This window comes from Candidatus Hydrogenedentota bacterium (assembly GCA_019695095.1).
Taxonomy (GTDB): Bacteria; Hydrogenedentota; Hydrogenedentia; order Hydrogenedentales; family SLHB01; genus JAIBAQ01.
Genome location: JAIBAQ010000059.1, coordinates 1 through 24,642 on the forward strand (window position 1 = coordinate 1; position 24,642 = coordinate 24,642).

Here is a 24,642-nt window from a genome sequence, read left to right on the forward strand (position 1 = left end):
CGCTGCAGCTCTATACGATACGGGACCACATGGAAAAGGACATTCCAGGTTCGCTAAAGCGGGTCAAGGAGATTGGCTACGACCATGTTGAATTGGCGGGTCTTGGGCCCTACACCGCCGAGGAATACAGCTATTTCCTCGCCGATGCAGGTCTCACGGCCATCAGCGCGCATATCGGATTCAAGGAATTGACCCAGGACACGACCAAAGCCGCGGAGATTGCCGAATCGCTTGGGTTGTCCTTCGTGATCGTTCCTTGGCTCGGAGGCGACCTGTGTCCGGATGCCGAAGCATGGAAGGCGAACATCGCGGCGATGAACGACGCGGGCTCGAAGTTGCGCGAAGTGGGCATTTCGCTTTGTTACCACAACCACGCGCACGAGTTTGAGCGCATCGATGACACGTATATCTTCGACTTGATCTTCGAGTTGACCGATCCGGAAAACCTGGCTGCCGAAATCGATTCGTACTGGGTCAAGTTTGGAGGCGTCGATCCCGTGGCCACAATTAAGAAATACGCCGGACGCTGTCCGCTGCTGCATGTGAAGGACATGGAGCCGGAGGAACCGCATTCGTTCACGGAGATGGGCCGCGGCATGATGGATTGGAAAAGCATATTCGCGGCAGCACGTCAGGCGGATGTGCGGTGGTATATCGTGGAGCAGGACATCTGCAAGCGTGATTCGTTCGAGAGCGCCCGTATCAGCGCAGAATTCATGCGAGGCATTGCGAACGGGTAACAGCACTTGGGGGCTTGAAGCATGGCGTCGATTCATGACGGTCCGCGATCGCCGCTTTTTCGCGCAGTACCGCTGAAGGGAAATACGACATTCTCGCGCTTGAAGGAAGCCGGCGCTTCCAGGGCCATGTGCGAAGCGGCATCGCGCGCACCCACGGGGCAATGCACATGCTGGGGCATTCCCTTTGAGGTGAAGAAACCTCTTTTCGCAAAGGAGGAGACTGTCTCGGTGCCGTTGGGTTGCTCGCGTGTGACGTGGTTAGTCTTCATGCACACCACGGACATCGAGGCCATCGACTGGAACGAACACGGTTTTCTGTCGCCAACGCGCGGAATAGGCCGTCTTGCGGAACCGGTCGCTGACTACGTGTTTGAGTACCGAGACGGGACGGAAATTCGACAGACTATTCTGCGGCGCCATCAGATTGGCATGTTTTCGCGCATTTGGGGAGAGAATTGCTTCAAGGCCGTCGCTTCCTCGAAGCCCTTCTCAATTCCTCCCGTGCACGAGCAGGTGATTCCTCCGCCTCCTGGAGCTACGGAGGGTTACTACGGAGGGAGTCAGACGCGGGTCCGGCAACCCGATATTCTGCCGTGGGTCAACTGGCTATGGGCGTGGGAGAATCCGTATCCGGAGAAGCGCATTGCTTCGTTGCGGATAGAACCCAAGGGGTGGGGCGTTCTGCTTTCGGGCGTTTCCGCGGGAAACGCAACGTCGCTGCCATTGCGCTGGGAGCCGCGGAAGAAAGCAATTCTGAACCTGCCGAAAGGTGTCCTCTTCGATCGCGCCTTGTCGGAGCACGGTCTGTATAAACAGATTCAGATCGATTTGGGGCAGATTATCTCGGCTGTGCCGAGGGCGATCTATCCCAACGATACGTGGAGCGAGTCGTACAACAATCAGCTTCCCGAGATATCGGATCGGGAAGTGTTAGTGGAGTACACCTGTCATCGAGACGCGAAGTTCCATGTTGCAGGAAGGATGATTGCGGTATCGGACCTTGAGAAGGGAACAAAGGCCGGACCGCTGACGCCGGTATCGCCGACGGCGCGGCGGGTATCGTTTCGAGTCATCGACAAGACTTCCAAGCGGCCTGTCCCGGTCAAGCTGCACGTACACGGTGAGGCAGGCGAATACCTTGCGCCGCTTGACCGGCATCGATTTATCAACTATGGATGGATTGAAGACTACGCGCCTGAATTCCTCCATCAGCAGAGACATGCCTGCACGTACATTTCGGGCGAGGCGACCCTTGATTTGCCGATAGGCAACGTCTTCATCGAAGTTAGCAAAGGCTTTGAAATTCGCCCCATTCGCCGTGTGCAGCGCATAACGCCGGCCACGGAGTCCATTACCATCGAAATAGAGAGAGTGCTTCCGTGGCGCGAGCGTGGCTGGGTGACCGCGGACACACATGTCCATTTTCTGTCGCCGCAGACGGCCATGCTCGAAGGCAGCGCCGAAGGTGTCAATGTCGTCAACCTGTTGGCAAGCCAATGGGGTGAGTTGATGACGAACGTGGGCGACTTCGACGGGAAAACGACTTTCGGTTCGAAGGAAGCTGGGGGCGACGGCGAATGGCTAGTGCGCGTGGGCACAGAGAATCGCCAACACGTGTTGGGGCACATTTCGTTGCTGGGATACCGAGGTAACCTCATTGCGCCGTTGTGCGTGGGTGGTCCCGATGAATCGGCACTGGGCGACCCTGTCGGGGTGTTGCTGTCGGAGTGGGCGAGGCAATGCAAGTCGCAAGGCGGATTGGTGGTCATGCCGCATTTTCCGAATCCGCGATGCGAGAATGCCGCCAATCTGATAAGCGGAGACGTGGACGCCGTTGAAATGACTTCGTGGGGGAATCTCTATGGAGGCATCGATCCGTACTCGTTGTCCGACTGGTATCGCTACCTGAACTGCGGCTACTTCCATGCGGCGGTTGGAGGCACCGACAAGATGACCGCTTCAACGGCCGTGGGTGCAATCCGCACGTACGCACATCTGGAGGAAGACCAGGCATTCACGTATGAAGCGTGGATGGAAGCGGTACGAAAAGGGCACACGTTCGTTACGTACGGACCGCTACTCGAGTTCTCGGTCGACGGCCATCGTTCCGGATCGTGGATATCGATGAAGAGCAGCGGGGGAACTGTCGAGGTCGAATGGCGCGCTGCGACGGTTACGGTTCCGATGACACGTGTCGAGTTGATTGTGAACGGCGAGATTCGCGAAAGCCAATCTGTTGGAGCGTGGGAAGCGGAGGGGCATTGGTCAACTTCTATTGGAAAAAGCTCGTGGATAGCCGTGCTGGTTCGAGGCAAGTACGCCGACAAGCCAGAAGTGATAATCGCGCACACGTCGCCAGTCATGATACCCGTGGAAGGCTCCCCGTTCTTTGCGGCAGCCGACGCGCTGACAATCCTTGAGCAAATCGAAGGGGCCCTGGCCTATCTGGATACGCTGGGAACGCGTTGTGAGGTGGAGCGGCATAAACGAATGTGGTTGACGCTTACTTCGGCTCACCGCCGTCTTCATAATGAACTTCACGCTCACGGACACTTCCACACGCATACGCATCCGCACGATCATCCTGAGCATCGCGATTAGCGAGGCCATGAGAGGGTGCAAACACGGTAAAAGGGAATCAGCGTTTTGCGGGGACAGTCATACGGATTTGACTTTGTCCCGTGATCTTCACAATGATCTAGGCGCTATGACCAAGGTTGTCCCATATCTAATCGTTCCGTGTCTCTTTGCGGCAATGATGCTGCACAACGCAAAGGGTCTGTTCCTCTGCATCTGCGAGGATGGAAAGGTTGTGATAGAGACTTCGTGCGCGGGGTCACAGTGTTGTTTCGCGTCTTCGCATACGGACAGTGAAATGCACGCGGAGGAGACGTGTCAGAGTTGTGTTCAAGTCCCTCTCGCAAGCACCGGCATGCTGTCGAAGGCGCGACCTGTCTATTCACACACGGATACGGTCTTGGCCGCCAGCGTATTTCGTGAGCGGGATCTAAGTCCTGCATCCAATCCATGCGACGTCACTGGTCTATTGGATTTCGGGGAGCGACTTGCTCCCGATTCGCCTCGTACTACCATCCTTCGAATCTGATTTTTCCTGCCTTCCACTGATTCGTTCTGGCTTTGACGGAATCTGTCTGGAACAGGAGTCTTCCCATGTGCCGAATCGTCCTATTCCTTTTGCCCGCGATGCTTGTGTTCGCGGAGAACGCTGCGCCCATCGATGCGCCCCAAGGTCCTTTGACTTTGCGTGATGCTGTCGTCGCGGCGCTTGCCGGGAATCCACAGTTGGCCACGTTTTCGTATGACATTCGCGTGGGAGACGCGCGCATGCTGCAAGCCCGGTTGCGCCCCAATCCCGAATTGTCGCTCGAAGTTGAAGACATACGACTGGGCAGTGGCGCAAGGCGCGAATCCACGACACGCGCATTGGGTTTGCGCCCGAATGCATGGCTCGATTCGTTGGGGCAATTGAGTGAAGGGGGATCATTTGCCGACGTACTGGCGTCGGGACTGTCGTCAGATGGTGTATCTGCCGAGTTCGAACGCGAATCGCAGGCGGGAAGCGGTACATTCGGGAATGTTGAGATGACGCTCTCGCTATCGCAACTGATCGAACTTGGCGGTAAACGCGCCGCTCGTATCGCGGTCGCGAAGAGCGAACGCGCAATCGCCGAGTGGGACTATGAGGTCGCCCGGTTTGAGGTAGTCGGACAGGTCGTCTCGCGATTTGCGGAGACTCTGGCCGCGCAGGAGCATCTAAAGCAGGAGCGACAGGTTGTCGAGCTTGCCGAGGCACTGGCAGAAACGGTCGGCCGTTTAGCGGAGGCGGGAAGCGTTTCGCCCTTGGAAGGACGACGCGCGAGGGCAGAAGCGGAACGCGCGCGAATTGACCTAACACAACGCGAGCGCGAATTGCATCAGGCGCGCGTGCGATTGGCATCGACGTGGGGTTCGACGCGGCCCCAGTTTGCGGAGGCCGTGGGGGACATTACGCAAATCGTCGACGTGCCGCCGCTGGACGATCTCCTGGCGCGGCGCGATCGTCATCCCATGCTGAAACGTTGGGCATCCGAATTGGAGCGTAGAGGTGCAGTCCTCTCGCTTGAGCGGACGAAGCGAGTTCCCGATCTGACATTGCGGCTGGGCTATCGTGCGACAGCCCTGAATGAAGGCAACGCGGAGAGCATTAGCTTGGGCACCGAGGGTGTCGTTTCCTCACGCACCAATTCGCGTGGAGATGACTGGGAGCACTCGCTGGTGCTAGAGGCTTCGATACCATTGCCGGTTCGTGACCGGAACCAGGGGGCAATTCTCGAAGCGGAACTGCAAGAAGAAAAGCTTGGGGCTGAGCGCCGAGCTTGGGACCATGACCTGATTACCTCGGTGACCGAATCCTATTCCCAAGCACAGGCATCAGCAGAACGCACCGAGTCGCTGGCCGCGCGTGTATTGCCCGAACTCGAATCGACGTATGCGTTAACGCGCGAAGGATACGAACGAGGCAAGTTTGACTTTCTGGCCGTGCTCGATGCTCAGCGCGCTGTAGTCAACACCCGCATGGAATTGCTTGAATCCCGAATCGCTTTTCAACTTGCCGTTGCGGATATGGAACGTCTCCTGGGCGCGGGGATTCTTGCAGGCGTAGACGTTCACGAGCTGACTCACCGCGATACTCAGAATCAACGCAAGGATACGAATCATGAATAAGCAGATGACTCGACTCGTCGTGGCGCAAGTCGCGATTGTGGTCCTGGCTATATGCATGCCCGGTTGCGAAAAAGGATTTGCAACGGATCGCGCTTCGCACGACGCGGGGAAAGCAACCGCGACCGAGCCCGAAGCTCAGCGCGATCCCAATCGTCTGTGGTGCAAAGAGCACAACGTATACGAGGACGAATGCACGGTTTGTCATCCGGAGTTGAAACAAGACGCAGCCCGTGCAGGCAAGGATGAGCACCGGAGTGAGGCAGGAGATGCTCGCGAGCATGAGACCGGCGCATCGAATGGAGGTGTGCCGATGTGTGGGGAGCACCGGTTGCCCGAAGCCGAATGCGGCAATTGCAGACCGGACACGTTGTCCACGTTGAAGGTGGGACAAGGCCTCAAAGTACGGCTTCCATCGGACTCCTCCCTGAGTAAGGCCGGCGTGACATTGGGCCGTCCCACTTCCGAATCCGCGGACACGACGCGTAGTCTATTGGGGCACGTGTCCTTCAATCGCAACAAATCCGCGGCCGTCACGACACTACTGTCCGGAGTGTTGGTCGACGTTTTCAAAGACGTTGGGGAACAGGTGCGAGAGGGCGAGATTGTTGCGACGGTGCGGTCGCCGGAGCTGGCGCAGGTTGCCGCCGAATACAAGAAGGCGTTGGCAGAAGCGCAACTTGCCAGCCAATCGTTGTCGCGCGAGAAGGACCTATTTGAGAAGCAGATATCTGCGCGCCAGGACTTGGAGGCGGCGCAGGCGGCATCGGCCGTATGTCAGAGCGCCGTGAATGAGGCGCGCCAGCATCTCTTGAATCTGGGTTTGGAGCAGTCCGAGATTGATAAGGCTGTCAAGGGAGGCAAGGAGCATTCCTTGGCGCCGATTCGCGCTCCGTTTGATGCGACCGTCATTGATCGCAGCGCCGCGCGCGGAGCGGCGGTCGAACCCGGCACTCCCCTGTTGCAGATTGTCGACCTGTCCACGATGTGGTTGCAGCTCTCCGTTCCGGAGAGCGCGTTATCCACGATTGGGATCGGCTTGGACGTGCGAGCGCATTTCGATGCCTACCCTGAGTCCACATTCAGCGGCACGATCGATTGGATTGCCCCGATTGTCGATCCTCAGACTCGAATGGTCCAGGCGAGGGCCGTCTTGGCAAACCCGGATGGTCTCCTGAAGGACGGGCTCTTTGGCCGCGTAGAGATTGGAGACTCTCAACGACATGAAGGCATCACCGTGCCTTCGGGCGCCGTGCAAGAAGTCGACGGAATCCCTGTAGTCTTTCGCAGGCTCGAGGATGACTTGTTCGAGACCAGAAGAATCGATACACGTCCCGCAGCAGACGGGCGTGTCGTGGTACTTGCGGGCCTCGCTTCCGATGAAGAGATTGTGACTGAAGGCAGCTACATCGTGAAGTCTGAACTTCTCAAAGCGCGGCTTGGCGCTGGCTGCGCGGACCACTGAGGGGAGGACACCACGAATGCTGGAAAGACTCGTTGCATTAGCCTTAGAGAATCGCATCTTCATCATCGTGGCGTTCCTGGGCGCCAGTGGCTTCGGGGCGTGGCGGGCGGCGGACCTTGAGATTGACGCCTTCCCTGACACGTCGTCGGTGCAGGTTCAAGTGAATACCACCGCGCCGTCGCTGAATGCGGCTGAGATTGAGCAGCAGATTGCGTTGCCGATCGAACTCGCGATCGCAGGATTGCCCGGGTTGGTGGAATCGCGGTCGGTGTCGAAATTCGGCTTTGGCCAGGTTGTCGCGGTGTTCAGTGACGACACGGATATCTACGCCGCGCGGCAGTTCATAACCGAGAGGCTGAACTCGATTGAGCTGGCTGAGGGAATCGACCGTCCCCAGCTTGGCCCCATATCCACGGGGTTGGGCGAAGTGCTCCACTATGTCGTCCGATCCAGCAACCCATCTCGGACGCTGTCGGAGATTCGCGAGCTGCACGATTGGGTGGTCAAACCGGAGTTGCTCAAAGTCCCCGGGGTTGCCGAGGTGAACAGTTGGGGAGGATTTGAGAAGCAGTTTCACGTCATCGCCAATCCCGAGGCGCTCGTGAAATATGGTCTCACGATGAGTGACATAGAAGATGCCCTGCGCCGCAACAATGAGAACGTGGGCGGGGGGCAGCTTGATCGCGCGGGCGAATCGCTTCTCGTGCATGGTCTTGGGCGAGTCTCATCCGTCGATGAGATCCAGTCCATTGTGATACGAGCGGTCGATGGACAACCGCTTTTCCTTCGCGATGTCGCCGACGTGCGTCTCGATCATGAAATTCGGCGGGGAGCCGTGACATTTCAGGGACAGGGAGAGGCGCTGCTGGGTCTAGGTTTCATGTTGCTCGGCGAGAACAGCAACGAAGTCACGGGCGCATTGCGCGCGCGTCTGGCCGCCGCCGCGCAGGCATTGCCAGAGGACATCACCATTTCTGTTGTCTACGACCGCACAGAATTGGTATCGCAGGTCATCGGAACCGTTAAGCACAACTTGCTGCTTGGCGGCATCTTTGTCGTCGCCGTGTTGTTCCTCTTGCTGGGCAACATGCGGGCGGGACTTCTTGTTGCAGTGACGATTCCGATGGCGATGTTGTTCGCCGTTGTCGGCATGTACGAGATGTCGATCGCTGCAAGCCTGCTCAGTCTCGGCGCGATTGACTTCGGGATACTCGTCGACGGAAGTGTAGTCATGACTGAAGTGAATCTGCGCCGATTGCGCGAAGAGCAAGCCCGTTTGGGTCGAAAGCTGAGCTCCAAGGAACGCCTTGCGTGCATTGTCGCATCCAGCAAAGAGATCGTAAGGCCCATCGCGTTTGGCATGTTTATCATACTTGTGGTGTTCGTTCCCGTCCTGACGCTGGAAGGTGCGGAAGGAAAGATGTTTCGTCCCATGGCGTGGACGTTCATCTTTGCCTTGATTGGTGCGCTGCTTATCGCGGTTCTTTTGTCACCGGTACTCTCGTACTACGGGTTGCCGTGGAATGCGCGTCCCGAACGGCACGGTCTCGCTCATCTCCTAACGCGGATCTACGGGTTTGTCCTGCACGGCGCGATTCGAGCGCGCGCGCTGGTCATTGCCGCGACGATAGGCGCCATCGCCGGGACAGTCATGCTTGTTCCGAAGCTTGGCGCGGAGTTCACCCCGCGTCTCAGCGAAGGTTCCATTGTCGGAAATGTAGTCCGCCTTGCCGGAGTGTCAATTCCCACCTCCGTAGATTACAACACTCGTATCGAGAAGCAGCTTCTGCAGGAATTCCCGGACGAAATCAAATATGTGTGGAGTCGAATCGGGGTCGCGGAAGTAGCCACAGACCCGATGGGTACGGAACTGACCGACATCTTTCTCACGTTGCATCCGCGAGAGCAGTGGACAAAAGCGGCGAGCCAGTCGGAGTTGGTGGCGCAGATCCAAGAGACGCTGCGCGACTTGCCCGGCCAAACCATGGGATTCAGTCAGCCCATAGAAATGCGAATGAACGAGCTCTCTTCGGGATTGCGGTCGGACGTGGGAATCAAGGTCTTCGGCGATGATTTCGATGAGCTTATTCGGATCGCGGAGAATATTCAGCGGGTCCTGCTGGATATCGAAGGTGTATCGGACATATCCATCGATCAGATTACGGGGCAGCCTACGCTGCAAGTTAGGATTGACAGCGCACGCCTTGCGCGTTACGGCGTACCGCGCGAGGAGATTCTGGGATTCGTGGAGGCAATGGGCGGCATTGAGGTTGGAGTAATCCATGAGGGCCAGCGCGTGTTTCCGCTGGTAGTGCGTTTGCCGGATGCTCTCCGCACCGATATCGAGGCCCTGAAGAACGCGCCGTTGCCCACTGAGTCGGGGGCGCAACTCACGCTGCAACAGGTGGCCGATGTAGTCATTACCGACAGCCCCGCAACGATCAACCGGGAATGGGGCCGGCGGCTAATCCGCGTTCAGACGAACGTGCGCGATAGGGATGTGGCCTCATTTGTCGCCGAGGCGCAACGGCGGATCGCTGATGAGGTTGTGTTGCCGCAAGGGTACATCATCGAGTGGGGCGGCCAGTTTGAGAATCTTCAACGTGCTCAGCTTCGTCTAGCCATCGTCGTTCCCTTGACTCTGCTGCTCGTCTTCTTGCTTCTGTACTTCAGCCTTGGGAGTCTGCGCGATGTTGTGATCATCTATACGGGGGTTCCCTTTGCGGCAATAGGCGGAATCCTCGCTCTCTCCGTGCGAGGGATTCCGTTTAGTGTCAGCGCGGCGGTGGGCTTTATTGCGTTGTCGGGAATCGCCGTGCTCAATGGCCAAATCATGGTCTCGGCGATACGCGGCTATCGCAAGCAAGGTCTTTCACTTCTCCACGCCGTACTTGAGGGCGGGAAACAACGTCTGCGTCCCGTTCTAGCGACCGCGATCACCGATGCCGCCGGTTTCATTCCCATGGCCATGTCGACCGGGGTTGGCGCTGAAGTGCAGCGGCCACTGGCAACCGTGGTGGTTGGAGGGATGATCTCGGGTACTCTGCTGACGCTGTTTCTGTTGCCGATTCTGTATTTGATCGTGGCGGAAAGGGTGGGGGCGCACTCGGAACCGCCGGTTGAATCCAAAGCTACCGTGGGTGTATAAACTCGGTCGCTTCTGCAAGGAAAGCTGTGGGTGACCAGGCTAGCGCATGTTGTGGCCGGCGGGTTCGATGGGTTTTACGGTTGTTTTCGACCGTACAAAGGAGGCAAATGATGGGTTGTGTGAAGGCGACTGTGCGTAAAGAAGAGATGCCCGCCTTGGCAGGAATCGGATTCGACGCAGGCTTCCCGATCTTCTATATCATTCAACTGATTTTGAAGTTCTTCCCCAATTTCTTCGCCAGATTCCTCAACGGCTAGCATAGCAGGAATTTAGAGGTCGCGGGTTTCGTCTCGATGCGACGTGCGCCTTGCAGGGATGTTCGGCGAATTTGCCGGGCATAACTGCCTGCTGCGGGGTGCAGTTGTCGTAGGTGTGTCGTGCGTGCCACAGGGCGGGAATAGCCCGTACTTGTCAATGTGGCGGCGCAAGCTTCCATTCAAACCGCCAACTCGAGTGCTGCATTTGCCGAACCCAACAGTGGGCAGTCGTTTGCCCCCCGCTTGGTTCACGACACCCTGCTTACATTACTAAAAGCTTCTACTGGGTGTTTGCCGGATCAAATGCCGCAATTGCTCCGTCTACCGGCTGTCGCCATAATAGGAGGAACCTCTGTCCACCGGAGGGGATTATCTCAATGGCGAGCCCGGAGTCCTTGTTCCCGGTACCGTGAAATTGTGAGGAATATGAAGCATCTACCTTGCTCGTTGCCGCGTTTGCTTTCCGCGCACACGCTTGCATTCTGTTTTCTTGTGGGGACACTCGGGTGTTCAAGGAATGCCCTGGTTGGCACCGTCCAGAATGTTCGTGGCGAGACGCTGCCCGGCGTGGCGGTCACCATCAAGGGGACGAACTTTCAGGCGACCACGAATGGCCTCGGCGAATACCGGTTTCCGGCTGTTCCCGGCAAGCACACGATTACGTTTGCGAAGACCGGTTATACACAAGGAGTGCTTGAGCTGACCGTCGATCAGCCGCGTCCGATTACGGCGACGACAGTATCCCTCTGGCCGTTGCCAGAGTCCAAGGGCGTCTACCTGTTCGAAGACTATCGCTATACCCGGGCCGACGTGATCACGCCTGCTCCGTGGCGCCGTAAGCGTGATTCGGAGATCATTTTTGGATTCAAGCGCGGAATCGAGGCCTCCACGACCAATCCTCAGCCGATGATTGTCTGCTACAACAAAGCAATGCCGTTGGAGGTCAAGTTAAGCCGTTTGGAACAGATGGAAGTCGAGCCCGATATTGGCCAGACCACACTCAAGGCGATACAAGTCTGGTCTCGCGCCGAAGACATTCCGGTGGTTAGTGAGGCCATCGACGAGCCCGAACAGGAATTGCGTCATCTGGTGCTTCAGAATCCATTGGCCCCCGGTGCGTACGCGGTGCATTGGGGCGGTCTGGCGTCAGGACAAGCCAGCGAAGAGCAGCGCGTCTTTTGTTTTCGTGTGGCCGACCCTAACGCGCCACCTGTCGAGGAAGCGCCCACTGCGTCACCACAAAGCGAAACGACTAAGAAAGGGGAAGCACCGGTTCTGCCGCCAGAAACCGGGGAACCCGCCATGGACGACGAAGGCTGAGCAAGCCCGCCTGGTTCCGGGATTTTTTTAGCCGCGGTTCCCAGTTGTTTTTTCGTTGCATCGGACTTGCACGCGGGGTACGCTTACCGTTCTGGCGCGACAAGGCTGAGCGCGCCAGCGCACCGGAATATCCGAAAGAGGAACTACTACATGAAGCGTCAGTTTGTCGATACCCTACAGGAGGGCGACGTCGTCAACGATTATTTTGTGGCGACGCGCAAGGACCTCCGCGAGCAACAAAAGGGTGGCAAGTTCCTCGGGATGGTGTTCAAAGATCGCAGCGGCGAGATCGGAGGCATCCTCTGGAATAACGCCGCATCCGTGGCCAAGTTGTTTGAAGTTGGCGACGTGGTCAATGTCCGCGGAACCATTGTGAGCTATCAAGACCGTCTGCAAGTGCGCGTGGATCAGGTGTTGCCCATGCGGAAAGAAGAGTATAACTCCGCCGACCTTGTGTACGAGCCCGAGGATACGGGCAAGGTGGTCGACAAGTTCCGCGCAATTCTAGGCACGATTCAAAACGAGTGGCTGAAGCGTCTCGTGGACTCCATTCTTGAAGATGCCGGTCTCATGAAGCGGTTCACGGAAGCGGCTGCGGGCAAGAAGTGGCACCATGCGTATCGAGGCGGCCTTGTGCAGCACTGCTACGAGATGGCGCGGCTGGCCATGACCGTGGCCGAGTTGTTTCCGAACCTGGACAAAGATGTGTTGCTGACGGGTATCCTCGTGCATGACATCGGCAAGCTCGACGAGATGAGCCAGGACTTGTTCGTGGACTACACGACCGTCGGCAAGATGCTTGGCCATTTATCGATCGGATCGGATCTTGTTCAGCGGCGCATCGACGCTATCTCCGATTTCCCCGAAACGCTGCGAATCCAGGTGCTGCATTGCGTGCTCTCGCACCACGGAACGCTTGAGAATGGCTCGCCCGTTCTGCCGAAAACATTGGAAGCCCTTGTGCTCTATCATCTCGACAATCTCGATGCTCAAGCAGATGCCTTCACGCGCATAGTCCAGGAAACTCGTGAAAAGGGCCAAACGTGGTCCGAGTTCATTCCGCTAATCGATCGGCAGGTCTGGACGAAGGAATTGTGATTTTGGATTTTAGATTTTGGATTTTGGATTGGCGCGCGGAGGTTCCGGCGGCGACTGACCGCAATTCGGATTTCGCACCTCACATTCCGGACTTGAAGTCTAGGGCCCATCGGAATCGCCAAGGGTGGGAAGGGAGCCATGCGTTGCTCGCTCTCATTTGATGTCCTTTCCCGAGATCCTGCATGCGCGGCCCGGACGGGGATACTGCACACACCGCACGGCGATATCGAAACGCCCATATTCATGCCGGTGGGCACGCAGGCGAGCGTAAAAGCATTGTCTCAGGAAGATCTGCTTCTAATTGATGCGCAGATCATCTTGAGTAATGCGTATCATCTTTATCTTCGTCCGGGAGCCGAAACGTTGCAGGCGGCGGGAGGGTTGCACCGGTTTATGGGCTGGAACCGGCCGATTCTGACCGATTCGGGTGGATTTCAGATCTTTAGTCTTTCGCACTTGAACAAAGTGACTCCGGAGGGAGTCTCGTTTCAGAGTCATATCGACGGCTCACGGCATTTCATGTCGCCGGAACAGGCCATTGATCTGCAGATCGCCATTGGTGCGGACATCATCATGTGCTTTGACGAATGCACCTCGTATCCCGTTGAAGAGAAAACTGCCGCCGAATCCATGCGTATGACATTGGATTGGGCAGGAAAGTGCAAGACACAATGGACCGCGCGCGAGGCGGCAAATCAGGCGCTGTTTGGCATTGTGCAGGGGAGTACCTTTGAGCACCTGCGGCGCGAAAGTGCTCAGGGGACCGTCTCAATTGATTTTCCGGGCTATGCCATTGGCGGCGTGAGCGTCGGCGAAAGCAAAGAAGAGATGGTGCAGGCCATCGAATGGACCGCACCACTCTTGCCCGAAGAGAAGCCGCGTTACCTGATGGGAGTGGGTCCGCCCGAAGATATTCTGGAGGCTGTGGAACGTGGCATCGATATGTTCGATTGTGTGATGCCGACGCGTAATGCGCGAAACGGGAGCCTCTTCACTTCGCGTGGCAAGGTCAATATCAAGAACCAGGGGCATGGCCGCGACTTCGGTCCGCTCGACCCGGAGTGCTCCTGCCCCGTATGCGCGACGTACAGCCGGGCCTATTTGAGCCATCTGTACCGGTCGGGCGAGATATTGGCGTTGCGCTTGAATACTTTACACAACCTTTGGTTTATGCTATCGTTTATGGCTACTGTCCGGCAGGCGATCCGGGCCGGCCGATTTGTGGAGTTCAAGCGCTCCTTTCTCCAAGCGTATGCGGCCAAATAGGCCGTTTTTCTTTTGGGAGGTAGACTGTGTTCGAGTCAACGATGGCCTTTGTTCTGCATGGAATTGCGGTAGCGCAGACTGAAGGCGCGCCAGCCGCGGCGCCTGCTCCGGGCGGCAACCCCATGAATATGGTTTTCTTCATGATGGCCCTCTTTGGCGTCATGTATTTCTTAATGATCCGGCCCAACCAGAAGCGCGAAAAGGAGCGGCAGGCCATGCTTTCCGCGCTTTCAAAGGGTGACAGAGTCGTTACCGCGGGGGGGATTTTCGGCACCATCGTGGGTTTGACGGAAAAGACTGTGGTGCTTCGGGTTAGCGAAGAACCTGGTGTAAAGATTGAGTTTCTACGTTCCGCGGTTTCTCGTGCAGTACCGCGCGACGGAAAAGGGGAGTAAGGACGCGTTCTGAAACGTCCCGCGCAGACCGGGCGCGACAGCGAAGGTACTGGAGTCACGAATGAAAAGGCATTTATATCGCACACTTTTGGTGTACGGCGTCCTGTTGCTGGGACTCGTCTATGTTTATCCGACTATGGGTTGGATGACTCTTTCGGATGCCCAAAGGGCTGAACGGCTCGAACGCTGGAAGAAGGAAGACCAGAAGGTAGAGCGGCTGGGCTACTGGGCAACTGTCGCGAAGAAGGCAAGCCGGTGGGCCGAGTTTGACCGGGATTGGGTTATCAATCTGGGTCTCGACCTTCAGGGTGGCGTGCAGATGGTGGTTGGCGTGGACTACAACGCGCTCGACCCCAAAGTAAAAGACCGCCTCATCAACGAGCAGAAGATGACCGAGGCCGCGATCAAGAAGGAAATGCAGCAGCAGGTATTGCAGCGCATTGAACGGCGGTTGCGCGGATTCGGCGCGAGCGAGCCCATTGTTCAGACGATGGGCGACGACCAGATTCAGGTTCAGGTGCCGGGTGAAAAAGACATCGAACGTATTCGCAACCTCATCTTCATCCGGTCATTCCTCACCTTTCATATCGTAGCTGGCGAAGATGAAATGGTGAAGATCATCTCCGACATCGACAAGCACTTTAAGAATGATTTTGTGCCACGGCTGGAACGTTCTGCGCTGAGAGAGGAACAGGGTCTCCTTGCGGTCAAGGACGGCATGTTTGAGCGCGTGCAGGAGATCGTAAAGGAAGCCGCGACCGTACCGGGACTCATTCCAGACGACAAGATGATCGCCTTCAGCAAGGACCCGTTACCCGGGGAACCTCAGAAGCACTTCATCTATGTTTTGAACAAAGAGCCGTTGATGACCGGCGACAATTTGACCCAAGCGGGGGCGCGACCGGACGAAAATACCGGCGGCAGCAAATGGATGATTCTATTCAATCTCAATGCGGCCGCAGGGCGCGAGTTTGGCGAGCGCACGCAAGCGAACATCGACAAGCCGATGGCCATCGTGGTGGACAATGTCGTCTTGTCCGCCCCGACGATCCGTGATCGCATTACCACAAGCGGTCAGATCACGGGCAATTTCTCTCAAGATGAGGCCGTTGGGTTGGCTATCAACCTGAATGCCGGATCGTTGCCGGTTCCGGTGCGCGAAGATCAAGCCGGTCTGGTTGGCCCGAGCCTGGGTGCGGACTCCATTAACAAGGGTGTCGAATCGTCGATAGTGGGTCTCATCATCGTCTGCATTTTCATGATCGTCTACTATCGAGTGGCTGGCCTCGTCGCGAATATAGCCCTATTTATGAACGCGCTGCTTCTGCTCGGATGCATGGCGTATATTCAAGCCACGCTAACATTGCCGGGTATCGCAGGCGTAATCCTTACGCTGGGTATGGCAGTAGACGCCAACGTGCTGATCTACGAACGCATGCGCGAGGAAATCCGGAACGGGAAGTCGCTCCTCGCGTGTATCGAAGGCGGTTATGCTCACGCGATGAACGCCATCGTCGACTCGAACGTCACCACGCTTATTGCAGGCGTCGTTCTAATTCAGTTCGGATCAGGACCTGTTAAGGGGTTTGCGATCACGCTGTGTATCGGTATCGCGTCCAGTATGTTCACCGCGCTCGTCGTGACGCGGGCCGTGTTCGACTTCCTTGCGTCGAAGAAGTGGCTCACCAAAGTGTACTTCATGCACCTCATTCCGTCGGATACGAATGTGCCGTTCATGAAGTGGCGCCGTCCGCTGATGATAGCAAGTGTCGTAGCAATCGTGGGCGGCCTGGGCCTGTTTTTTGCTCGTGGCGACAAGATGTATGGTGTCGAGTTCACGACGGGTACCAACGTTATCGCTTCGTTGAAAGCAGATAGCCCGATAAGCGCGGAGAACGTTCGCGCGGAACTGACGGGCAGCGGTTTTGTCGAGCCGACGGTGACGGCATACGAGCAGATAGGCAATGAGAAGGCGAATCGATTCATGATTCACCTTGGCGAAGTTGCCAAAGGCGCGACGGTCGGTGCTGAGCAAACCGGACAAGCGGAACAGACCGATCAATCCAAGACTGAGCAATCCGCGACGCCAGACAATTCCATTGCGAGCCGGGTCCAAGAATCCCTTGGAAAACTCGCTGGGGCTGCCGACAAAGTCGAGATCGAGAAGATCGATATGGTCGGGCCAACCGTGGGTCGTCAACTCAAGGTTGATGCATTCAAAGCGATTGCATGGGCGTCAATCTTCCTTTTGATTTATCTGTGGTTCCGGTTTGAATTGCGGTTCTCGGTTGCCGCGCTTGTGGCGACCGCGCACGACGTGGCGTTTACGCTGGGCTTGTTTGCGTTGACCGGAAGACAAGTGTCGCTGGGTGTGGTGGCCGCAATCCTGACGATCATCGGTTACTCGATGAACGATACAGTTATCGTGTTCGACCGTATTCGCGAGGATCTGAAGCTGTACCGGGGCCGTGGAATGACGCTCCTGGAGATCATGAACAAGAGCGTCAACCAAACCTTGAGCAGAACGCTGATCACGAGTACCCTGACCCTGTTCGTGGTTATTGTGTTGTTGTTCCGAGGTGGCGCAACGATCAATGACTTTGCCTTCGCGCTAGCTCTCGGAATCATCATCGGTACCTATTCCTCGATCTTCATCGCAAGCCCGACGGTGTACTACTGGGAACGGCTTGTGGCGCGTTTCGAAGCACGGAAGGGTACGGACAACGACGACAACACGCCGTCGCGCCGCCGTCGCAAGTCCACAAAGCCGGCCGTTGAGGACGGAGCCACGACGGTCTAAGAGACGATTCCGCGAAAGACGTTACGTGAACGTGAGGCGTCGCTTCGGCGGCGCCTCACTTGTTTCGGTGGGTTCTGACCTACTCGTTCGAGGCCGTGATCGGGTTCAGTCGTTTATCCGACTACCCCCGTCAGAAGATATCCAAACAGGTATCCGATTCCTGCAACGCCCAGCCCGACCAGGAACATATCGAATCCGCTGCGGAAGACGCCTCGACCGGTAAAAAGGCTTCGCGCGGCGCCCACGGCGAAATGCGATACCATCGCAATCGTGAACGATACCCACGCCGCGTGCATGGCGTTGGACATCACCATAAACGGGGCCACCGGAATGAACGCCCCAATGGCCGTCGCGATGCCCGTTGTCCAGGCTTCTTTCATGGGAGTGGTACGTTGTTCGCCAATCTGCAATTCCTCGCGCACCATTTCCTCAAGGGCCCGGTCCGGAGTCTTCATCATATCTTCCGCGAGCTGCTTTGCCTGGTCGGGTGACATCCCCTTCGCTTCGTAGATTAGCGCCAATTCTTCGCGCTCGAGGTCCGGCATGAGTCGAATTTCTTCCCGTTCCATCGCGATTTCGTGGTCGTGCACCTCTTGCTCGCTCTTCGATGCCAAATAGCCGGATGACCCCATGGACAGAGCGTCCGCGATCATCCCTGCCAGGCCCGACAGGACTATGAAATGCGGGGCGGCCTCCGCGCCCATCACGCCAGCGACCAAACCGAAGTTGGCAGTCAAGCCGTCGTTAAATCCGTATACGATATTCCGCAGGAGATCGCCCGATTCGAGTTTATGCCAAGACTCGCCCGCGCCGGTGCCGTCCAGATCGCGTAACGCGGATGCGTGCTGTGCCGATTCGCGCGCCAACTTTAGCGCGGCATCCTGCGCCGCGCCGGGTCCGCTTTCCTTGTGAAACTGCAAGTATCCCTTGACTTCCTGACCTTCTTCGCGAAGCAGTTGTTTTAGGAGCAGATCTCCGCCGAACTGCCGCGCAACGGTCGCCTTCAGACGTGCTGTTGCGGTCGGAATAGCCTTGGGAACGTTGAGTCCCTTCTCACGGAACAGTTTGCTCCAGACCTCGACGTGGCGATCTTCCACGCGCGCCAAGCGTTCATAGACGTTCTTGCGTTCTTCACGCGGTTCCACCGCCGCCAACGTGCGATAGAGATATGCCGCATCGACTTCGTCGCGGTAATGACGTCGCCACTGGGAGAGTGTCTTTGCATCCAACTCAGGTTTTCCCTATTCGTTTAGTCACAGATGAGACCCTATTAGAGCATTTTTTCGGGCCGGGTTGTAGCGTGCGTATCAGGGCGAGTTCGGGGATTCGGTTATGGACACGCGGCCAATTGAATTCGAGACATGATGCCGTCGTGGATCTCACGCGCGGCGTGCCAATCGATAGAGACTTCGTTTCGCGCAAGCACTTCCTTGATTTTGCCCCAGTGCGTGTCTGGAAGATTGCGCTCAAGGCTCACAAGAAAGAACAAGCTGCTGCTCCACGTTGTGTCGAACGAGATTTTGCGACCGCCGCGCTCAACTATAGTGAAGGTCGTGATGCTGTCCTCTACACTTTCGATATCGGTCCATTGGATGAAGTGGTCTCTCTTGAAAGCCTCTTGTACGAGTACTCCGTCACGAAATATCCAGGTCCGTAGTCTTAGAAGGCATGCGAATTGATAGCCGGTCACCAGGGCCAAAGCCAATCCAAATACGGCGACGGCGACCCCAAAGGCGATTAGCAGAGAATCCAACTCAGAGAATTTCTGCCAATTATTCCAGATTAGCCTGCACCAGAAGTACGTGCCAGCGGAAAGAGCTCCCGCAAACACTCCAAAGAATGCAGTAACGAGCCAGCTTGGGGTGATAGGGATGGCCAATTTGCCTTTGTATTGGGCGGGCTGCGGCGTTCGCTGCGCGATCCGTGCGGTCAGACGGCGTCCAAGCAGTCTAACTGCGGACTCGAATGCCCATGCCAAGGCAATGCCGAACGCGATTCTGACGGTCCACGAACCCCAATCCATACAAGCGGCGCCCCTATTCCGGTCTGGCTAGAGTATAACCGATAACTGTCGCAGATACGTAGGCTGCGGCGAGGGTGAAATCCGAGCGTTAGGATATGCGCTGCATCATTTCGAGGAGTCCAGGCAAGGCCGAGATATCGGGAATCATCAGTTCCGGCCAATGGTCATCGCCGTCCCCCAGATGATTCAGGTGAGGTCCGTCAACAAGCACGGAAGTCATGCCGACGCGCCGCGCACCGCATACGTCGCGGTGCGGCTTGTCGCCGACGTACCACGCACGGTTGGGAGCCACGTTCATAGCATCGAGCGCACACGTGAAGATGGAGGTATCCGGCTTGTTCATGCCGAACTCGGCAGAGAAGACTAGCACGTCGAAGGCGTCGAATATGCCCGCTTCTTTGAACAGCGTCCGATGTGCATCGCTGACCATGAGCGTGTTTGAGACGAGTCCAAGTCTGTAGCCCATTTGGCGAAGCGTCAGGATGGTCGCGGGAACGTGTTCGTACAGCGGACGCACTTCCCAACGCGCAAGAATTGCGTATAGGCGGTCGACTTCCTCCTTGGTGGCTCCATGACCCAATTGTCGCAGCCAATCGGCGATGATGGGACGCGTGTCGAGCGCGTGCCGCGGTTGCGGAAGAGCCTCAAAAGCTGCGATCAGTGCCTTCGATAAAGCCAAGAACCAGTCGATGGGGAGATCATCGGGTATACCGTCAGGAAACGATTTCGCAAATCCGGCGGCATCCCACATATCCGCCGATTCCAGCAATACGCCGCCCATATCGAAAAGCACGGCTTCTACATCATACTTCATAGTCTTTGTTTCATCCGGTAGCGTGTTTGGAGCGAGCAAAGGTATCGGACTGTTATCGGTCTTTCTTTGAGTATAGCGAGGATATTTCCCGCATGCTTGCAAGAACGCCCGCTTGGGTTGGGTCCAAGCTGGATTCCTCGCGCTGCCCCAGCAATGCCTCGGATAGTTCCGCCGTAGACGTCCATGTTGTGCAGAGAAAGCCCGGCACCTTACCCGTATTCGCGCCAACACTGAACGTATGCAACGCTTTGGTGGCGGTCACACTTCGCCAGGCGGACGGCCACACTCGAAACCCTTTCTCCTGAAAGAATGGAATAGACGGATACTCATCTCTTCTCGAATAGTGCCAATCGCAGATCACGATGTCCTTGGGGATTCTGTCAACAGCGGACGCAGTACCATTCTCGCTGCACTCGTATTTGTTGTATCCCATGGCGCTTCTATCGAGCAATCGGTCTCCCCACATGTACATCGTGAGTTTCTTCTCGACTACGAGGTGTTGGTAATAGTCGTTCACGGCTTTGGCGAACAACTCCGCGGGATCCTTGCCTGCGCAACGCGGGCAATTTGGATTCGCGATCAGGAAGACTTCATCCATTCCCACATGAAAGGCGTCGCATTGGAACGCATCGATCAGTTCATCCATGAGGCTGAAGACAATGGGATTCACGTCGGGATGCAACGGACACCAACTGCGGGAGTACACGCCCTCGGCGTCTCGTGGTATCTCGGGTGTCTCGTCGAACTGGGGATACTTCCTCAGAAGAGCGTGATTTCCGCTGCTGCCCCACGATTGATGGCCAAGGCAATTCAACTGCGGTATCAGCCGAATGTTGTGCTTGCGGCAAACGGCGACCAAGGCGGCGACGTCCTCTTTTGTCACCACGGAGCCTTCCACCTCGGCCAATTCAGGGTGGCTCTGAAAGGCGTACTGGTAGTCCATCTGGACAATTAGTGTTGTCACTCCCATTGGAGCGAGTGCTTCATCGACGGCTTTGACGAAGACGGGCCAGCCATCCTTCATCGGGGCGAAGACATGGACTCCGAAAGAAGGCAGAGTTGTTTTGCTGACCGGCGCAGGCTGCGAAAGATGTGCGGATTTCGAGGTTGACGCGCACGATGCAGCCAGGCAAAGAATGGCGACGGCCAAGAAAACAACGTTTCGGTAGTATATGAATTTCATGGTGTGCCCCCCCGCTGAAGTACTGCGAGCTACAAATTCGCTGGGGATATTGTACACGAGGCAATACGGTTGAGGTGAATTCACGGGCATCTTTGAAGACGCAACGGAATCGGAGAGTGGTGATGCATTTGGGAAGTGGGGGAGGGCCGCGCAGCGTGTCCCATGCGTTCCGGGCAAAACACATAGGCGAGGGAGCCAGTATCACGCTGCGCGGCCGGTGTCCTGGTGGTGGAGTCAGCAACCATCAAACCTGTGCAGAGCGCACAGGAGGAGTGGGGCTACGCTATGGGGAAAACGTCTTGCGCAGAGGGGGGAAAGCCGCGCAACGCATCCGAATACTCCGGGCATAGCATTCGGTTGAGGGAGCCAGTGTCGCGTTGCGCGGCCGATATCCCTGGTGGCGGAGTCAGCAACCAAAAACCTGTACAGACTGCACAGGGGAGTGGGGCTAATCTAAGCTCTGCCGAACCGGACCTGGCGCGTCCCATGTACCACGAAGAAAGCCTGCTCCATGAGCGGGTTTCCTACGCGAGGGATGGACGGATCGGAAGCGTTCAACACCGGCGTTGCCGTTGCTGTCATTTCCGTGCCGAGGTCCTTGGAGGCCTCGCGCTCGGCGCACATCCATTCGGATGCGCGGCCGCTTTGCGTTTTCCCAATTCGTGTCATCGATTCAACTCTGTTTGAGGTCTGCCTTGTTTACCGCTTGACTAACCTCGTTAAGAGGTATAAAGCAGGTCGCGTGCCAATGGTCATAGATTTCGCATTCGAGTGACTTAACGTATTTATTTTGAATGATTTAGGTGGCGCAACTCGTGCTTGAGCTGCTTTGCATGATTCTGGCAAGTGCTACCAAAGAGTAGGTGTTGATGTTTGAAGTAACGTAATTGTAGGAAATGCATTCTGAGACGAGCCTCAGAATGCGCCGTGTGGCCGCTGATTCAACTCAGCATGGAGTTGCTGAGTGCGTCGGTGTAATATACGTTTCGGAAACGGATCCGCGAATGAAACGGGGGCGCGATCACCGCGGAAGCCGCAGGCCCTTCGTAAGGAACACAGCGCTCAAAGGAGACTAATCATGCACGAGAAAAGCATCGAATTGCTGAACAAAGCCGCTGCGGACGAAATGGCCGCCGTTCATCAATACATGTACTTTCACTTTCACTGCGACGACCAAGGCAATGATTTGCTTGCGGCCTTGTTCAAGCGGACAGCCATTGAAGAGATGATCCACATTGAGCGTCTTGCGGAGCGCATTTTGTTTTTGAAGGGGGACGTCGATCTGACGGCCGCGCATCCCGTGAAGAAAGTTCACGACGCCAAAGAGATGCTGGAAACGGCCCGCAAGATGGAAGAGGAAAGCGCGCGCGACTACAACAAGTGGGCAAATGAGTGCAGCGCGAATGCCGATGCCATGTCGAAGAAGATCTTCGAAGACCTGGTGGCTGATGAAGAACGGCACTACGACCAATACGATCAGGAACTGGACAACATGGCAAAGTACGGCGATCAGTACCTGGCGTTGCAGTCGATCGAGCGCAGCAAGACGCGCGGCGCGGGTCAGCCTCCAGCCGGAGAGTAAGCCGCAAATCGCAAGAGACTATTCGGCCGTGGCGCGGGTGTTCTTCGCGAGAAGAGGCCGGCGCTACGGCCGGCTGTTATTGGGGGATGAAGAATAGGACGGATTGGCCGGATCCGACGGATAGGTCATGTGGAATCTTAAGTTGGCCCAGTCACTCGGGACTGCTCTGACTATTTGCGCGAAACCGGAATCGACGACGCGAATCGGCATCGGGCAAGCATTTCATTGCACAGGAGCGAGTCTAGATCGGTCAAACGGTTTCTGCACGCACTATTTGGCTTCAAGCTTCCCTACCGGATAGCCATTCGCATACGAAATGACAAAGGTCCCACCTTCAACGGGATAGCGGACTTCGTCGTACCGGTCGAAATCCGGGGGGCCTTCGCGGCGCAGAAGTTCTGGTGATTTCGGATCGAGGTAAGGGCCTGCGAGTCTGGTGAGGATCTGGGTGCGGTCGCCGAGCGAGTGTCCCGTATCCTTGAATGTCTCGTTATCCACTTGGCCGGCGGTAATGATATGCGGTTCCACGTTGAGCCCGGCTGCCTCGAAGTTCGCAATCATCTCCTTTGTGTCGGCGACGAGGCACTTGTCGTCGTCTTCACCGTGGATCACAAGAATCTTGGCGACATTGCCGAGCGACTTCATGACCGCCAGATGACTGGGTTCGCCGACGAATCGCAATTGTTGCGCGCCCGGACTCAGGTAATTCTTCTGCGTGGGGTCCTTGCTGTAGCCGGCGTTTAAATCGCTGCCTCCGGGAAGATTGAAGGCAACGTCGTCGGTAAGTTTGGTCATTCCGCTGAGATTGACGACGCACGCGAACGTGCGCGGGGCGAGCTTGTTCGCCATGAGCGAAACGTTGCCGCCGCCGGAGCCACCGCCGGTATAGATGCGGCTCTTGTCGAACGACACGCACGCTTTGTTAAGGCCATCGTACACGAAATACAAAGCGCGTAGCGCGTCGAGGGCTTGGAGGTACCCGAAATCGTAGGGCCCATTCACGGCGGCATCGTACTTGCCGCTCTGGAGGTAATCGACGGAGATGGCGACGACATTGAACAATTCCGCCATCTGGTCGGGGTCAGGAGCGCCGATGGCGTGCGTGCCGCCCCAGTTGTGGATGCACAGCATGAGGCCCGTTTGCGGCGTGACGTTCTTCTGGTCACCTCCGGGGTAGTGGATATAGACGGGGACCGTGCGTGGTCCCGGCGCAAACGGCCATTCCTGCGCGGGAATCGAGACGGTGGCGTTAACTTGTGGGAGCGCAGGCCAATCTTGGGCTCGCGACGGAATTGCGGCCGCGCAAAGTAACGCCAACGCCCACAGACATCGCCACCTATCGCATCCTAATCCCAGTAGTCTTCGACCATCAGAATTGGGTTTGTGCGGGCGCGATTCCTGATTCACGCTTATCTCCTTGGCAGATCGATTCCATATGCGTGCTCACATCCGTCCCGAATAAGGAGCAGCGAGAGCAAGGTTCCCGGAAACCCGAAGATGAAGGCTACTATACGCCATCCTGCACTTCTACTTCCTTGAGCACGCATTCCCGCGTAGCTGATGTTGGCGAGTATCCAGAGCGCCGAAGGGCCGGTTTGGACAACTACGTCGTAGTTGAGTTTCCCCATTTCCGTTTCCGCGTTGGCAATGAGCGGAAAGAGCGTCGTCAGAAATGTAAGTCGAGCTAGTTTGCACATGGGTCGCTCCTTGATCTGTCGTGTACTCCGACTTCTATTTGACGCGACCATGCCACCTTTCGTTTACCTCATCCTCTTCGCCGTCGACATCACCAAGGGAAAATTCCGTCGTCTGCATGGAATTCGTGCCCC

Annotated in this window: 19 protein-coding genes; 12 read left to right on the top strand and 7 right to left on the bottom strand. The window is 56.8% G+C overall.

What is annotated here, in order from left to right; translation table 11 throughout:
* From K1Y02_11600 to secD, 11 genes are all read left to right on the top strand, one after another.
* Positions 1–740: sugar phosphate isomerase/epimerase (locus K1Y02_11600; GenBank protein MBX7256996.1), on the top strand; the 740-nt coding region annotated here is incomplete at its 5' end.
* Positions 741–761: 21 nt separating this feature from the next.
* On the top strand, positions 762–3,341 hold the full coding sequence (locus K1Y02_11605; GenBank protein MBX7256997.1) for a CehA/McbA family metallohydrolase: 2,580 nt from the start codon (positions 762–764) through the stop codon (positions 3,339–3,341).
* Between the two features lie 570 nt (positions 3,342–3,911).
* Positions 3,912–5,465, top strand: coding sequence for a TolC family protein (locus tag K1Y02_11610; GenBank protein ID MBX7256998.1), 1,554 nt, complete (start codon positions 3,912–3,914; stop codon positions 5,463–5,465).
* A complete protein-coding gene (locus K1Y02_11615) occupies positions 5,458–6,927 on the top strand; it encodes an efflux RND transporter periplasmic adaptor subunit (GenBank protein MBX7256999.1) in 1,470 nt (489 codons plus the stop codon). Before K1Y02_11610 ends, K1Y02_11615 begins: the two co-directional genes overlap by 8 nt.
* Positions 6,928–6,943: 16 nt before the next feature.
* Positions 6,944–10,075 carry a CusA/CzcA family heavy metal efflux RND transporter gene (locus tag K1Y02_11620; GenBank protein MBX7257000.1) on the top strand — a complete coding sequence of 1,044 codons (3,132 nt, stop codon included), beginning with the start codon at positions 6,944–6,946 and terminating at the stop codon, positions 10,073–10,075.
* Positions 10,076–10,182: 107 nt separating this feature from the next.
* Entirely contained in the window at positions 10,183–10,332 is a 150-nt protein-coding gene (locus K1Y02_11625; GenBank protein MBX7257001.1) for a hypothetical protein, read from the top strand.
* A 426-nt stretch (positions 10,333–10,758) separates the two neighbouring features.
* Positions 10,759–11,652, top strand: a complete 894-nt coding sequence (locus K1Y02_11630) for a carboxypeptidase-like regulatory domain-containing protein (GenBank protein MBX7257002.1) — start codon at positions 10,759–10,761, stop codon at positions 11,650–11,652.
* A 150-nt stretch (positions 11,653–11,802) separates the two neighbouring features.
* Positions 11,803–12,750, top strand: a complete 948-nt coding sequence (locus K1Y02_11635; protein MBX7257003.1) for an HD domain-containing protein — start codon at positions 11,803–11,805, stop codon at positions 12,748–12,750.
* A gap of 138 nt (positions 12,751–12,888) precedes the next feature.
* Positions 12,889–14,016 (top strand): tRNA guanosine(34) transglycosylase Tgt, encoded by a 1,128-nt coding sequence (gene tgt, locus K1Y02_11640; protein MBX7257004.1) that lies wholly within the window; start codon positions 12,889–12,891, stop codon positions 14,014–14,016.
* A 122-nt stretch (positions 14,017–14,138) separates the two neighbouring features.
* The gene (gene yajC / locus K1Y02_11645) at positions 14,139–14,411 is read left to right on the top strand and encodes a preprotein translocase subunit YajC (protein MBX7257005.1); all 273 of its coding nucleotides are present in this window, start codon (positions 14,139–14,141) and stop codon (positions 14,409–14,411) included.
* Positions 14,412–14,472: 61 nt separating this feature from the next.
* Complete coding sequence (gene secD / locus K1Y02_11650; GenBank protein ID MBX7257006.1) at positions 14,473–17,211, top strand: protein translocase subunit SecD; 2,739 nt, start codon at positions 14,473–14,475, stop codon at positions 17,209–17,211.
* Positions 17,212–17,324: 113 nt separating this feature from the next.
* Here secD and K1Y02_11655 read toward each other — a convergent pair whose 3' ends face one another.
* From K1Y02_11655 to K1Y02_11675, 5 genes are all read right to left on the bottom strand, one after another.
* Positions 17,325–18,440, bottom strand: a complete 1,116-nt coding sequence (locus K1Y02_11655) for a VIT1/CCC1 transporter family protein (protein MBX7257007.1) — start codon at positions 18,438–18,440, stop codon at positions 17,325–17,327.
* 101 nt (positions 18,441–18,541) lie between these two features.
* Positions 18,542–19,234 (bottom strand): hypothetical protein, encoded by a 693-nt coding sequence (locus K1Y02_11660; GenBank protein ID MBX7257008.1) that lies wholly within the window; start codon positions 19,232–19,234, stop codon positions 18,542–18,544.
* Positions 19,235–19,322: 88 nt separating this feature from the next.
* Positions 19,323–20,048, bottom strand: a complete 726-nt coding sequence (locus K1Y02_11665) for an HAD family hydrolase (protein ID MBX7257009.1) — start codon at positions 20,046–20,048, stop codon at positions 19,323–19,325.
* Between the two features lie 52 nt (positions 20,049–20,100).
* Positions 20,101–21,231 carry a family 20 glycosylhydrolase gene (locus tag K1Y02_11670; GenBank protein ID MBX7257010.1) on the bottom strand — a complete coding sequence of 377 codons (1,131 nt, stop codon included), beginning with the start codon at positions 21,229–21,231 and terminating at the stop codon, positions 20,101–20,103.
* Positions 21,232–21,684: 453 nt separating this feature from the next.
* On the bottom strand, positions 21,685–21,900 hold the full coding sequence (locus K1Y02_11675) for a hypothetical protein (GenBank protein ID MBX7257011.1): 216 nt from the start codon (positions 21,898–21,900) through the stop codon (positions 21,685–21,687).
* 409 nt (positions 21,901–22,309) lie between these two features.
* On the opposite strand from K1Y02_11675, the gene K1Y02_11680 reads away from it, so the two are divergent.
* The gene (locus tag K1Y02_11680) at positions 22,310–22,813 is read left to right on the top strand and encodes a bacterioferritin (GenBank protein ID MBX7257012.1); all 504 of its coding nucleotides are present in this window, start codon (positions 22,310–22,312) and stop codon (positions 22,811–22,813) included.
* Positions 22,814–23,083: 270 nt separating this feature from the next.
* Here the strand turns inward: K1Y02_11680 and K1Y02_11685 are convergent, their stop codons facing one another.
* Positions 23,084–24,220 carry a DUF2920 family protein gene (locus K1Y02_11685; GenBank protein MBX7257013.1) on the bottom strand — a complete coding sequence of 379 codons (1,137 nt, stop codon included), beginning with the start codon at positions 24,218–24,220 and terminating at the stop codon, positions 23,084–23,086.
* Between the two features lie 2 nt (positions 24,221–24,222).
* Entirely contained in the window at positions 24,223–24,510 is a 288-nt protein-coding gene (locus K1Y02_11690) for a hypothetical protein (protein ID MBX7257014.1), read from the bottom strand.
* Positions 24,511–24,642: the final 132 nt, after the last annotated feature.